General features: G+C 44.5%; 10 protein-coding genes. 3 read left to right on the top strand and 7 right to left on the bottom strand.

Features of this window, described 5'->3' with window-relative positions:
- Positions 1–154: 154 nt before the first annotated feature.
- On the bottom strand, positions 155–1,786 hold the full coding sequence (locus tag NX845_RS17560) for a SulP family inorganic anion transporter (RefSeq protein ID WP_029222729.1): 1,632 nt from the start codon (positions 1,784–1,786) through the stop codon (positions 155–157).
- A gap of 287 nt (positions 1,787–2,073) precedes the next feature.
- Here NX845_RS17560 and can point away from each other — a divergent pair, with 287 nt between their 5' ends.
- Positions 2,074–2,733 (top strand): carbonate dehydratase, encoded by a 660-nt coding sequence (can, locus tag NX845_RS17555; RefSeq protein ID WP_004735453.1) that lies wholly within the window; start codon positions 2,074–2,076, stop codon positions 2,731–2,733.
- A 78-nt stretch (positions 2,734–2,811) separates the two neighbouring features.
- Here can and hpt read toward each other — a convergent pair whose 3' ends face one another.
- Complete coding sequence (hpt, locus tag NX845_RS17550) at positions 2,812–3,342, bottom strand: hypoxanthine phosphoribosyltransferase (protein WP_004735452.1); 531 nt, start codon at positions 3,340–3,342, stop codon at positions 2,812–2,814.
- Positions 3,343–3,679: 337 nt separating this feature from the next.
- Between hpt and NX845_RS17545 the strand changes: the two genes are divergently transcribed.
- Complete coding sequence (locus tag NX845_RS17545; protein WP_017079965.1) at positions 3,680–4,285, top strand: LuxR/HapR/OpaR family quorum-sensing transcriptional regulator; 606 nt, start codon at positions 3,680–3,682, stop codon at positions 4,283–4,285.
- A gap of 193 nt (positions 4,286–4,478) precedes the next feature.
- On the opposite strand, the gene lpdA is transcribed toward NX845_RS17545, so the two are convergent.
- From lpdA to ampD, 5 genes are all read right to left on the bottom strand, one after another.
- A complete protein-coding gene (lpdA, locus tag NX845_RS17540) occupies positions 4,479–5,906 on the bottom strand; it encodes a dihydrolipoyl dehydrogenase (RefSeq protein WP_004735450.1) in 1,428 nt (475 codons plus the stop codon).
- Between the two features lie 242 nt (positions 5,907–6,148).
- Positions 6,149–8,035 carry a pyruvate dehydrogenase complex dihydrolipoyllysine-residue acetyltransferase gene (gene aceF / locus NX845_RS17535; RefSeq protein ID WP_065682537.1) on the bottom strand — a complete coding sequence of 629 codons (1,887 nt, stop codon included), beginning with the start codon at positions 8,033–8,035 and terminating at the stop codon, positions 6,149–6,151.
- Positions 8,036–8,061: 26 nt separating this feature from the next.
- Positions 8,062–10,725 (bottom strand): pyruvate dehydrogenase (acetyl-transferring), homodimeric type, encoded by a 2,664-nt coding sequence (aceE, locus tag NX845_RS17530; RefSeq protein ID WP_004735447.1) that lies wholly within the window; start codon positions 10,723–10,725, stop codon positions 8,062–8,064.
- A 62-nt stretch (positions 10,726–10,787) separates the two neighbouring features.
- Complete coding sequence (pdhR, locus tag NX845_RS17525; protein ID WP_004735446.1) at positions 10,788–11,549, bottom strand: pyruvate dehydrogenase complex transcriptional repressor PdhR; 762 nt, start codon at positions 11,547–11,549, stop codon at positions 10,788–10,790.
- Between the two features lie 480 nt (positions 11,550–12,029).
- Complete coding sequence (gene ampD, locus NX845_RS17520; protein WP_065682538.1) at positions 12,030–12,629, bottom strand: 1,6-anhydro-N-acetylmuramyl-L-alanine amidase AmpD; 600 nt, start codon at positions 12,627–12,629, stop codon at positions 12,030–12,032.
- Between the two features lie 83 nt (positions 12,630–12,712).
- Between ampD and nadC the strand changes: the two genes are divergently transcribed.
- Positions 12,713–13,603, top strand: coding sequence for a carboxylating nicotinate-nucleotide diphosphorylase (gene nadC / locus NX845_RS17515; RefSeq protein WP_065682539.1), 891 nt, complete (start codon positions 12,713–12,715; stop codon positions 13,601–13,603).
- Positions 13,604–13,749 lie beyond the last annotated feature (146 nt).

Here is a 13,749-nt window from a genome sequence, read left to right as displayed (position 1 = left end):
TCTTTCGAAAGCGAACAAGAATATTAGCTTACGTAAAGACCAATTCAGTGTTCAGCAAACATAAAAATACCGTTAAGTTATTCACTTAACGGCATTAATCACCAATACTAGATTTGGCGTCTATAACTGATTCATGTCAGATTATTGCTGAAAATTAGACTGACTCAAATTGATGTTCATCTCTATCAACATAGCTTGTTGCAGCTGTCAGAGCTTCATATCTGAATCGGTAAGTGTTGGATTCCGGCACAAGATCAAGCACGTGGAATTTCTCTAGCTGCTGACGAGTATTCTCATTCGGACACAGTAAGTACACTTCACACTGCGCATCCAACGCATCTTTAATCGCATTTTCTAGTGCAAGCCCAACCGTCACATCAATCATAGGTACATCTGTCAGATCTAGAATCATCGCTTCGTAATCAGAGATACTAGAGTGCTGACGTGAAATCGCCTTTGAAACACTGAATATCATTGGCCCAGAAAGGTAAAAGAACAGCACTTTACCATTGGCACTATCCAGTAGCTGACGTTCGCTATCGGTCAATGGGATATCGTCTTCATCATCACCATCACTGATCGCCTTAACTTGTCTGGCTTGCTCTCGGCTCAATCTTTCAATAATCAGGATATTCGAGATAAAAACACCCAGTCCGACAGCAATAATCAAGTCCACGAATACAGTCAACAGCATCACGCCGTACATTACGCCCATGCCGGCATAACTCACCTTGTGTGCTCGCTGGATAAAGCTCCAGTCAAGAATATTGAAACCAACATACATCGCAATGCCAGCCAATACCGCCATAGGGATCGGTTCGGTTAAGCCACCAGCAACCAATACCACCAATGCCAAAACTAAGGCTCGAATAACACCAGAAAGTGGAGAGCGAGCACCCACCTGAATATTGGTTACGGTACCCATGGTTGCGCCCGCACCGGGTAGCGCACCAAACAAACCAGAGATCATATTCGCGATGCCTTGGCCACGAAGTTCTTTATCTGAATCATGTTCTTTACGAGTCAGTGAATCTCCGATAACCGCAGTCAGAAGCGTATCAATGCAACCCAACGTACCCAGCACCAAGGCATCAATAACCATGGTCGTAAATTGTTCAGAACTGATTGTCGGAATAACGAGAGAGGGCAAACCAGCGGGGATCTCACCGATACGACGAATAGAGTCGGTATCGAAAATAATGACGGATAAAAGGGTGACAGCAACCAAAGCAACCAGTTGAGCGGGCACATACTTACGATATTTAGCCGGAAAACCAAACAGAATACCGAGTGTTAATGCCCCTAAAAACAGTTCGCTTATTTTCAGATGGGCTAACGTATCAGGCAATGCGGAAAGCGTGCCCATCACCCCGCCAGATGGAGCCGCATGTCCTAACAATGGTGATAACTGCAAGATAATCAGAATAACGCCGATACCCGACATAAACCCAGAAATCACGCTATATGGCATCAAAGTAACGTATTTTCCGAGCTTTAAGGTACCAAGTAGTATCTGAAAAGCACCCGCCATCATGACCACGGTAAAGGTCATTGCCATTCCGGTTTCAGGATATTTGGCCACCATGCTTGTCATCACTGCTGTCATGATCACCGTCATCGGCCCGGTAGGCTCTGATATCAAACTGCTTGAGCCGCCAAACAGTGCGGCAAATAGGCCAACCATGATGGCGCCCCAAAGGCCAGCTTCCGCGCCCGCACCAGACGCAACACCAAATGCCAACGCTAAAGGCAATGAAATGATGGCTGTGGTGACACCGCCAAACATGTCTCCTTTGAGACTGATATCCGCAAAACGACTTCCAAACAAAACACACCTTCCTGATGATGAAAATGACAAACCTTATCACTTTAACAAATGAGTTAATCAGACAGAAAGTGTTAATTCAATCACATTATTCATGACTTATAACCAGATGGTAGTTTCTGTGCTAAGTTAATGATCTTAACGACTAGAACACGTCAGATGAGTACGTGTTGACGCAGTTTTTACGGGATTGAATTTGTAACATTGTGTATAGTTACAATTCTTAATGAAGGGATGTAAGACGCAAAATGCCAGAGATTAAACAGCTTTTTGAAAACAACTCTAAATGGTCTGAAGAAATTCGATCTCAAAGACCTGAGTATTTTACAACGCTTGAAGAAGGGCAAAGCCCTGGCTTTCTATGGATTGGCTGCTCTGATAGCCGAGTACCGGCCGAGCGTCTCACTGGTTTGTATTCTGGCGAACTGTTTGTTCATCGAAATGTAGCAAACCAAGTGGTTCATACCGATCTCAACTGCTTATCCGTTGTGCAATACGCCGTTGACGTACTCAAAGTTAAACACATCATTGTATGCGGTCACTATGGCTGTGGTGGTGTTAATGCAGCGATTGATAACCCTAAACTTGGCCTTATCAACAACTGGCTACTCCACATTCGCGATAACTACCTTAAGTACCGTAAGCAAATTGAATCTCTACCTCGTGAACAATGGGGTGACAAGTTGTGCGAAATTAACGTTGCAGAGCAAGTCTACAACCTTGGCAACTCAACCATCATGCAAACCGCATGGGAACGTGGACAAGATATTGAAATCCACGGCGTAGTTTATGGTATTGGTAACGGCAAGCTACAAGACCTTGGCGTTCGTTGTTCAAGTAATGACACGTTAGAAAATAGTCACTTAGAAGCGCTTGAAAAAATCCTATCGTCTCCAACTCTTGGTTAACCTTTAACATCTAACCAGTAGATATAAGAAAGGCTCGCATTGTGCGAGCCTTTTTTGTTTTTCTTCACAGAGCAGTGATTACTCTTGAGGTACTACTTTACCGATGTACGGTAGGTGACGATATTTTTGTGCGTAGTCGATACCAACACCAACAACGAACTCGTCAGGAATTTCAAAACCAATCCACTTTGTATCGACAATCACTTCACGGCGAGAAGGCTTGTCTAATAACGTACAGATTTCGATAGATTTAGGGCCACGTAGGCTCAAAATCTCTTTCACTTTAGTCAGTGTGTTACCTGTATCGATAATGTCTTCTACAAGCAGAACATCTTTACCTTGAATATCATCATCAAGGTCTTTCAAAATACGAACGTCACGTGAGCTTTCCATGCCGTTGCCGTAGCTAGACGCGGTCATGAAATCAACTTGGTGAGTTAAATCGATAGCACGAGCAAGATCCGCCATAAAGACAAAAGATCCACGTAATAAGCCAACTAAAACTAGATCTTCACTGCCTTTATAGTGCTCCGTGATCTGCTTGCCTAGTACGTTCACTCGATCCTGAACTTCTTGCTCAGAGATCATGACTTCAACTGTATGCTTCATACTGCTCTCATTTTATTTGGTGATTGCGACGAATGTTGACAGTTTCGTCAGTTGTGTCGCTCAATTTTGTGAGTAAGTCTAGCACTGCTCAAATACCCACACCACCTTATGGTTCTAATTTACTGTGAGATTCTCAATTAAATGTGCGCTGATGCCCTATCCAATACTCGCTTCCTTTCACATCAATCCTGATCACGCTTTATGTATCAAGTTTGATGTAACTGTCTATAAAACAAGCTCAAAGGATTGACCATTCGCATATGCACCATTACACTCATCTTGGCTTAAATAATAATAAAATCATTAATATAAAAATTTCGTTGGCAAGGAAAATAAAATGGACTCAATATCTAAGAGACCTAGAACTAGGCTTTCACCTTTAAAAAGAAAACTTCAATTGATGGAAATCGCTCTTGAGGTATTCTCTCGCCGCGGTATTGGTCGTGGTGGACACGCTGATATTGCAGACATCGCTCAGGTGTCTGTAGCAACGGTATTTAATTACTTCCCTACCCGTGAAGATCTGGTTGATGAAGTGCTTAATCATGTTGTACGACAATTCTCTAACTTCCTTTCAGACAATATCGATCTGGATATTCACGCAAAACAAAACCTACATAATATTGCGACTGAAATGGTGACGTTAGTGGCTCACGATAGCCATTGGTTGAACGTATGGTTTGAATGGAGCGCTTCGACTCGTGATGAAGTATGGCCTCTATTCGTAACCACCAACCGCACTAACCAAATGTTAGTACAAAACATGTTTAGCAAAGCGATTGAACGCGGCGAAGTTTGCGACGATCACGATCCTAAACATCTAGCGAACCTATTCCACGGCATCTGCTACTCACTGTTCATTCAAGCGAAACGTGTAGAAACGCCAGAAGAGCTTTCAAGCTTAACGGATAGTTACTTGAACATGCTGTGCATTTATAAGTAGATTCGAGATAAATAATTTAAGGGTTGGCCTAATCGGTCAACCCTTTTTTTGTAGAATGGAATGGCTCTTCGCATCCCGAAGCGCAGCGTACTCGCATCTCGGAGTGAAACGTTACTGTTCCTTACTTCAGATATAAAAAAACCGCTGACGAATCAGCGGCTTTTAAAAACATTAGCGAGTGGCTAAAGAAGAATTATTTCTTCTTTTTTACTGCTTTTTTGTTTGGAAGGTCAGTGATTGAACCTTCGAATACTTCCGCAGCTAGACCAACAGACTCGTGTAGAGTTGGGTGAGCGTGGATAGTAAGTGCGATATCTTCTGCATCACAACCCATTTCGATTGCTAGGCCGATTTCGCCAAGAAGTTCACCACCGTTAGTACCAACAACAGCACCACCGATTACGCGATGAGTATCTTTATCGAAGATCATCTTAGTCATACCGTCAGCACAGTCTGAAGCGATTGCACGACCAGAAGCAGCCCAAGGGAAAGTAGCAACTTCATAGTTCAGGCCTTCCGCTTTCGCTTCTTTCTCAGTCTTACCTACCCAAGCAACTTCTGGCTCAGTGTACGCAATTGATGGAATTACTTTAGGATCGAAGTAGTGCTTCTTACCAGAGATAACTTCAGCAGCTACGTGACCTTCATGCACACCTTTGTGAGCAAGCATTGGTTGACCAACAACGTCACCGATCGCGTGGATGTGAGGAACGTTAGTACGCATTTGCTTATCAACATTGATGAAGCCACGCTCATCAACTTCGATACCCGCTTTTTCAGCGTCGATAAGTGCACCGTTTGGAACACGACCGATAGCAACAAGAACAGCATCGTAGCGCTCAGCTTCAGCTGGTGCTTTTTTGCCTTCCATTGAAACGTAGATACCGTCTTCTTTCGCTTCAACAGCAGTCACTTTAGTTTCAAGCATTAGCTTGAACTTGTTCTTGATGCGTTTAGTGAAGACTTTAACGATGTCTTTATCCGCAGCAGGGATAACTTGATCGAACATCTCAACAACTTCAACTTTAGAACCTAGAGAGTGGTAAACCGTACCCATCTCAAGACCGATGATACCGCCGCCCATGATAAGCAATTTTTCTGGTACTTCGTTTAGTTCTAGTGCATCCGTAGAATCCCAAATACGTGGGTCTTCATGTGGGATGAAAGGAAGTTTGATTGGGCGAGAACCCGCTGCAATGATTGCATTATCAAAGTTAATTGTTGTCGTTTCTTCGCCAACAACTTCGATGCTGTTAGGACCAGTAAACTTACCGAAACCGTTAACAACAGTAACATTACGCATCTTAGCCATACCGCCAAGACCGCCAGTCAGTTGATCAACTACTTTGTCTTTCCAGATACGAACTTTGTTGATGTCCGTTTGTGGCTCGCCGAATACAACGCCGTGCTCTGCCATCGCTTTTGCTTCTTCAATTACTTTAGATACGTGAAGAAGTGCTTTTGATGGAATACAACCAACGTTTAGACATACACCACCAAGAGTGCTGTAACGTTCAACTAGTACTGTTTCTAGACCTAAATCCGCACAACGGAATGCCGCTGAGTAGCCAGCAGGACCTGAACCAAGTACAACAACTTGGGCTTTAATTTCTTTGCTCATTGTGACCTCTTGTAGTCATTATCCCTAACAGGCTGAGTAGATGTTCTTAAAATTATTGGGCTTTCAAACAGGAAACATTTTACAGAGATGTTAACAGTGTGAAAGTAGCTTTAAGTTAGCCTGTGAGCTAGACAACAATTCCCCCGCAGTTTATGAGAAATGCCGGAAACTGTTCTCTAAAAATAGTCTTTATATAAAGAATTAAGGTGACCCGAAAGTCACCTTAATAATTACTTTCTCAATTACAGTACTAGACGACGAATGTCAGATAGTGCGCTGTTTAGGAAAGTAATGAAGCGTGCACCTTCAGCACCATCGATCACGCGGTGATCGTATGATAGAGACAGTGGAAGCTGTAGACGTGGTTGGAACTCTTTACCATTCCAAACTGGCTTAATCTCAGACTTAGATACACCTAGGATACCTACTTCTGGAGCATTTACGATTGGAGTAAATGCAGTACCGCCAATACCACCAAGGCTAGAGATTGTGAAACAACCGCCTTGCATGTCTGCTGCTGTTAGCTTACCAGAGCGTGCTTTCTTAGAAACAACCATTAGTTCTTCAGATAGCTCGTAAATACCTTTCTTGTTCACGTCTTTGAAAACAGGAACAACTAGGCCGTTTGGTGTATCAACTGCGATACCCACGTTTACGTACTTCTTAAGAATGATGCTTTCGCCATCGTCAGAAAGAGACGAGTTGAATGCAGGGAATGCTTCTAGCGCTTTAGCAACAGCTTTCATGATGAACACAAGTGGAGTGATCTTCATGCCAGTGTCTTTCTTCGCTTCGATTGCATTCTGTTCTTTACGGAATGCTTCTAGCTCAGTGATGTCTGCATTGTCCCACTGTGTAACGTGCGGGATCATTACCCAGTTACGGTGCAGGTTAGCGCCAGAGATCTTCTTAATCTTAGAAAGCTTCTGAACTTCTGTTTCGCCGAACTTGCTGAAGTCAACTTTTGGCCACGGTAGTAGACCAAGAGCAGAACCGTCGCCGCCTTTGCCAGATGCTGCAGCACCAGACTCTAGACGCTTAAGTGCATCTTTAACGTAAGACTGAACGTCTTCTTTAAGGATACGGCTCTTACGACCAGTACCTTTAACCTTAGAAAGGTTAACGCCAAATTCGCGAGCAAGACGACGAACAACTGGAGAAGCGTGCGCGTAGTCACCGTTCTCTTGGAAGTCGCCAGCTGCTGGAGCTACTGCTTCTGCCTTAGGAGCCGATGCCGCCGCTGGAGCTGCTGCTTGTGCTGGAGCTGAAGCTGCTACTGGAGCTGCGCCTTCAACAACGAAAGTCATGATTAGAGAGCCAGTTGACACTGTATCACCAGCTGCAATCTTGATTTCTTTCACTGTACCAGCGAATGGTGCAGGCACTTCCATTGAAGCTTTGTCGCCTTCAACAGTAATTAGAGATTGCTCTTCTTCTACTGTATCGCCAACCGCTACCATGATTTCAGTAACTTCTACTTCGTCGCCACCGATATCAGGAACGTTCACTTCTTTCTCAGCAGATGCTGCTGGAGCCGCTGCAACTGGTGCCGCCGCTGGAGCAGGAGCTGCTGCAACTGGAGCGCCAGAACCTGCCACTTCAAATACCATCACTAGAGAACCAGTAGATACTGAATCACCAGAAGCGATCTTGATTTCTTTAACGATACCAGCGAATGGTGCAGGTACTTCCATTGAAGCCTTGTCACCTTCAACAGTAAGAAGAGATTGCTCTTCTTCTACTGCGTCGCCGATAGCTACCATGATTTCAGTTACTTCAACTTCATCACCGCCGATATCAGGAACGTGAACTTCTTTAAGCTCAGCTGCCGCTACAGGAGCAGCTGCAACTGGTGCCGCCGCTTCAACTGCTGGCGCAGCCGGTGCTGCTGCAGCACCTTCCGCTTCGAAGATCATGATAAGAGAACCAGTAGAAACAGAATCACCTTCTGAAATCTTGATTTCTTTAACGATACCCGCTTGAGACGCAGGAACTTCCATTGAAGCTTTGTCGCCTTCAACAGTGATCAGTGACTGCTCTTCTTCAACCTTGTCGCCAACGTTTACAAGAATCTCAGTTACTTCAACCTCGTCAGCACCGATGTCTGGTACATTAATTTCGATTGTCATTGTATTTACCTACCTTAATGCCAGTCTTATGCGTATTGCGGGTTAGTTTTTTCAGTGTCGATATCGAACTTAGCAATTGCTTCAGCAACAACAGACTTCTCGATATCACCACGTTTAGCCAGTTCAGTTAGAGCTGCAACTACGATGTAGCCAGCGTTAACTTCGAAGTGACGACGTAGGTTTGCACGGCTGTCAGAACGGCCGAAACCATCTGTACCAAGTACTTTGTAAGACTCAGTTGGCATGTACGCACGTACTTGCTCAGCGTAGTTCTTCATGTAGTCAGTCACTGCGATTGCAGGTTCTTTACCAAGAACAGTCGTGATGTACGGTACTTTCTCTTCAGCTTCAGGGTGAAGCATGTTGTCACGCTCTACCGCTTGGCCGTCACGAGTTAGCTCGTTGAACGACGTTACAGAGAATACGTCAGATGCTACGCCGTACTCTTCGCTTAGAATTTCAGCGGCTTTACGCGCTTCGTTCATGATAGTACCAGAGCTCATTAGTTGAACTTTGCCCTTAGCACCAGCGTGAGATTCAAGCTTGTAGATACCCTTACGAATGCCTTCTTCAGCGCCTTCTGGCATTGCTGGCATTGCGTAGTTCTCGTTCATTACTGTTAGGTAGTAGTAAACGTTCTCTTGGTTCTCACCGTACATGCGACGGATACCGTCTTGCATGATAACCGCTAGCTCGTAAGCAAACGTTGGGTCGTAAGAGATACAGTTAGGGATCGTGTTCGCTTGAATGTGCGAGTGACCATCTTCGTGCTGTAGACCTTCACCATTCAGTGTTGTACGACCTGCAGTAGCACCTAGTAGGAAGCCACGAGCTTGTTGGTCGCCTGCTAACCAAGCCATGTCGCCAATACGTTGGAAACCGAACATTGAGTAGTAGATGTAGAACGGGATCATCGGTAGATCGTTTGTGCTGTATGAAGTTGCAGCAGCAACCCATGAAGCCATAGAACCTAGTTCGTTGATACCTTCTTGAAGAACTTGACCAGACGTTGCTTCTTTGTAGTAAGAAACGATGCCTTTATCTTCAGGTGTGTATTCTTGACCGTGTGGGTTGTAGATACCAACCTGACGGAATAGACCTTCCATACCGAATGTACGAGCTTCATCACAGATGATAGGAACAATGTTCTTACCAATGTTCTTATCTTTAAGAAGGATGTTTAGCGTACGTACATAAGCCATAGTTGTAGAGATATCACGCTTCTGTTCACCTAGTAGAGGTGCGAATGCGTCTAGCTCAGGAACCTTGAACTCTTGAGTAAACTTAGGAAGACGAGCAGGCGTGTAACCGTGAAGAGCGTTACGACGAGCGTGCATGTATTCGTACTCAGGCGTGCCTTCTTCTAACTTCAGGTAAGGAAGCTCTGTGATTTTCTCATCAGAAAGAAGGTCTTCTAGGCCTAGGCGATCACGTAGGTGTTGAACATGAGTCATGTCCATTTTCTTAACACCGTGTGCAATGTTCTTACCTTCAGCCGCATCACCCATGCCGTAACCTTTAACAGTCTTAGCTAGGATTACAGTTGGCTTACCGTTTGTCTCTTGTGCATTGTTAAATGCAGCAAACAGTTTAGAAGAATCATGACCGCCACGCTTAAGAGCGAAGATTTCGTCATCAGTCATGTCTGCAACTAGTGCAGCTGTTTCTGGGTACTTACCAAAGAAGTGCTCACGTACGTATGCGCCATCTTTAGATTTGAATGTCTGGTAGTCACCATCGATAGTTTCGTTCATTAGTTGAAGAAGCTTACCAGTCGTGTCTTTAGCCAGTAGTGAATCCCAGTTGCTACCCCAGATAACTTTAACAACGTTCCAACCTGCGCCTTTAAATAGGCCTTCAAGTTCTTGGATGATGCTACCGTTACCCATTACAGGGCCGTCTAGACGCTGTAGGTTACAGTTGATTAGGAAACATAGGTTGTCTAGCTTCTCACGCGCAGCGAAAGAGATAGCACCACGTGATTCTGGCTCATCCATCTCACCGTCACCTAGGAACGCGTATACGCGTTGCGCTGAAGTTTCTTTCAGGCCACGGCCATCAAGGTACTTAAGGAAGCGCGCTTGGTAGATCGCAGAGATCGGACCAAGACCCATAGATACAGTAGGGAACTGCCAGAACTCAGGCATCAGTTTCGGGTGCGGGTAAGAAGGGATACCTTTACCATCAACTTCTTGACGGAAGTTATCTAGCTGTTCTTCAGTTAGACGACCTTCAACGAATGCACGAGAGTAGATACCTGGAGAGATGTGACCTTGGTAATAAACTAGATCGCCACCGTCTGTCTCGTTTGGAGCACGGAAGAAGTGGTTGAAACATACTTCGTAGAACGCTGCAGCTGACTGGTAAGAAGCCATGTGACCACCAAGGTCTAGGTCTTTCTTAGAAGCACGCAATACAATCATGATTGCGTTCCAGCGAATAATCGAACGAATACGACGCTCAAGAGTTACGTCACCAGGGTAAGCTGGCTCTTGTGCTGCTGGAATTGTGTTGATGTAGTTTGTGTTGATGCCTGTAGCCATATCAACACCATCTAAACGCGCTTTATCTAGAACTTGTTCTAGTAAAAACTGTGCACGTTCTACACCTTCTTCACGTACTACTGACTCAAGAGCTTCTAACCAATCTTGAGTTTCCAGAGCATCAACGTCATGCTTCATGTCAGACATGGCGATCTATCCTTTTTGTTAGTTGGATTCTACTAAACACGTAAATAGCCGAAGTATTACGGCTATTTACCCTGTTGAATTCGACGTAAAGAACGTTCGCGGCGCGATTCTTCTTTGGTCAAATCCATCAATGTTTCTTCGATGTAAGCTAAATGAGAATGTGACATTTCACGCGCCTGTTCTGGCTGCCCTGAAACGATCGCATCTACAATGTTAGCTCGATGTATACTCACTTTCTCCACAACGTCTTTACGACGATGCAACAGCTTTAAATTTTCTAAGACATTTTGTTCGAGTAACGGAGCCAAACTACGAACAATGTGTAATAACACCACATTGTGCGCTGCCTCTGTTAAAGCAATAAGAAAAGCCATCACTGCTGCAGATTCGGCTTCAATATCACCCTTATCTTGCGCGCCGTGAATTTTTTCTTGGCATGCTTGAATTCGAGCAAAGTCTTCATCAGTGCCACGCAATGCCGCAAAGTAAGCCGAAATCCCTTCCATCGCATGACGCGATTCCAACAAGTCTAGTTGGGTTTCAGAATGGGACGACAACAAATTAAGCAAAGGATCTGAAAAGCTTTTCCAGATATTTTCGCTAACAAACGTACCTCCACCTTGACGGCGAGTAAGCAAGCGTTTTGCTTCTAAACGTTGTATCGCTTCTCGGATTGAAGGACGAGACACATCGAACTGTTTCGCTAGTTCGCGCTCAGGCGGCAACTGCTGCCCTGGAGCCAGTGTTCCTTCCACTATCAACCTTTCTAACTCTTGTTCGATAACGTCCGAGAGTTTTGGCTGACGAATCCTTTGATAAGCCATAGTTTGTTGTTCTTCTTTTTTTTCGCTGACAATTGGTAATACCAATTTTAAGTTGGGCAGAAATTAACATAATTAAAACGCCACTGTCCAGTGCAAAATTGACCTGCATCATAGAACACAGCATGAATTAACCATGATTTAACAAATGAAATTTAAAACAGCAACCAAATTGGTCTTACCATTTACAGGGGTAATACTTTTGGGGAGGTTTCGTGCTAGAAAGTTTCAGGATAAAAATGAATTGTTTCAGAAAGATTAGTGCCACTTGTTTAAAAATCAAACCAAGCGCACATTTAGGATGGAAATTCTGTTCATAAGTTTTAATAAATTAGCGTTTGATAAGCTCGTCACACTCTCGATTTATTGATGCTCTCCTCTCCACCACTTTCTTTACATAGCAACAACAAAAATTCACAAGTCATTATGCTAGGCGTTGACTATTCAACGCCTAACAGCAGTAAGGCTATCTAAAGTTGAGGCTTAGCCCTTGAGCTTTTCTTTAAATTTCTGCCAGTCGAAAGCCAAGCCAGGATCGGTTTTGCGCAAAGGCGCAATATATTGGTGGCCTGTGATTCGTTCAGTGGTAATTTGAGGGAAGCTCGATACCAGTGTTTCCGTTAATTGGGTAAGCGCTTGATACTGCTGCTCGGTGTAAGCCAAAAAGTCACTGCCTTCCAGTTCAATACCAATCGAATAGTCATTACACCTTTCACGGCCGGCAAAGCTGGACTGGCCAGCGTGCCAAGCTCTATCAAGGAACGAAACAAACTGCACAACCTCACCATCACGACGAATCAAGCAGTGTGCAGAAACACCCATTTGGTGAATCATCTGAAAAAATGGATGCTCTTCTGGGTCAAGTTTGCCCGTAAAAAACTGTTCGATGTAAGGCCCACCAAATTGCCCCGGAGGTAAACTAATGTTGTGAACCACCAGCAGAGAGATATCGTCGACGCTAGGTCTAACATCAAAATACGGTGAAGGAACATGCCGAGCGTTGTCATACCATCCGTTGAAGCTGATCGTCATCTTGGTCTCACTTTCTTTTCTGCTAGCACAATAAGATGTGACTTTACCCATAGAGCAGTCACGCTAGCCTCTTTAATTTGAAGTTAAGCAAGAGTATCATTCCATTCCCACTCCCTTTCAAGATTAGATTTGCGATGAAAAACACACATAACAGCCACCAACGCCTTGACTACTTAAAAGAGCAACTGCCTCTAGAGATCGCTCGCTCAGTGGCTGAGACCATTAAAGAAGATCTAGGCGGGACGTTAGATCCAGCGGCTGATATTACGGCAAGTCTAATCCCAGCAGACGCAATCAACAGCGCTACCATCATTACCCGTGAGCACGGTGTGTTCTGTGGTAAAGCTTGGGCTGATGAAGTGTTCAACCAATTGGGCGGTGAGGTGACTATCGAGTGGAACGTAGAAGATGGCGACAAGGTTGAACCAAACCAAACGCTTTGTAGCTTAACTGGCCCAGCACGTGCGCTATTAACCGGTGAGCGTAATGCAATGAACTTCATTCAAACGCTATCTGGCTGTGCGACAACAACAGCGATCTACGCAGACAAAGTTAAGCACACCGAATGCCGCCTGTTAGACACTCGTAAAACAATTCCAGGCCTTCGCAGCGCATTAAAATACGCTGTCGCTTGTGGTGGCGGTTTCAACCACCGTATCGGTGTTTTCGATGCTTACCTAATCAAAGAAAACCACATCATCGCCTGTGGTGGTATTGAAAAAGCTATCTCGACAGCAAAAGAACTTAACCCGGGTAAACCTGTGGAAGTTGAAACGGAAAGCCTAGCAGAGCTAGAGCAAGCGATCAGCGCTGGCGCAGACATCATCATGCTAGACAACTTCACCACTGACATGATGCGTGAAGCCGTGAAAATCAACGCTGGCCGCGCAGCATTAGAGAACTCAGGTAATGTCACTTTAGACACTATTGCAGAGTTCGCAGAAACAGGTGTTGATTACATCTCGGTAGGTGCCCTGACTAAGCATCTAAAAGCGATGGATCTATCCATGAGATTTAAAGCGTAATTAACTGAATAGTAAATATATTTTCGTCAAAGGCATTGTTGATAACAGTGCCTTTTTTATTGCCTAAACTGTCCCGTCCTGAAATGTGTTTACACATTGAGGACTAATGATGACCATTCCAAATAAACACTACATTAAGCGCACTC

Origin of the sequence: Vibrio sp. NC2 (genome assembly GCF_025195005.1) — a bacterium.
GTDB lineage: Bacteria > Pseudomonadota > Gammaproteobacteria > Enterobacterales > Vibrionaceae > Vibrio > Vibrio splendidus.
Note: the sequence above shows the minus strand (reverse complement) of the source record. Positions and strands in the feature narration are given on the sequence as shown.

Coding starts and splice junctions, on each gene's coding strand:
- can (WP_004735453.1), top strand. CDS start 2,074: ATGCCAGAGATTAAACAGCTTTTTGAAAACAACTCTAAATGGTCTGAA.
- pdhR (WP_004735446.1), bottom strand. CDS start 11,549: ATGGCTTATCAAAGGATTCGTCAGCCAAAACTCTCGGACGTTATCGAA.
- NX845_RS17560 (WP_029222729.1), bottom strand. CDS start 1,786: ATGTTTGGCGGTGTCACCACAGCCATCATTTCATTGCCTTTAGCGTTG.
- aceF (WP_065682537.1), bottom strand. CDS start 8,035: ATGACAATCGAAATTAATGTACCAGACATCGGTGCTGACGAGGTTGAA.
- NX845_RS17545 (WP_017079965.1), top strand. CDS start 3,680: ATGGACTCAATATCTAAGAGACCTAGAACTAGGCTTTCACCTTTAAAA.
- ampD (WP_065682538.1), bottom strand. CDS start 12,629: ATGGGTAAAGTCACATCTTATTGTGCTAGCAGAAAAGAAAGTGAGACC.
- aceE (WP_004735447.1), bottom strand. CDS start 10,725: ATGTCTGACATGAAGCATGACGTTGATGCTCTGGAAACTCAAGATTGG.
- lpdA (WP_004735450.1), bottom strand. CDS start 5,906: ATGAGCAAAGAAATTAAAGCCCAAGTTGTTGTACTTGGTTCAGGTCCT.
- hpt (WP_004735452.1), bottom strand. CDS start 3,342: ATGAAGCATACAGTTGAAGTCATGATCTCTGAGCAAGAAGTTCAGGAT.
- nadC (WP_065682539.1), top strand. CDS start 12,713: ATGAAAAACACACATAACAGCCACCAACGCCTTGACTACTTAAAAGAG.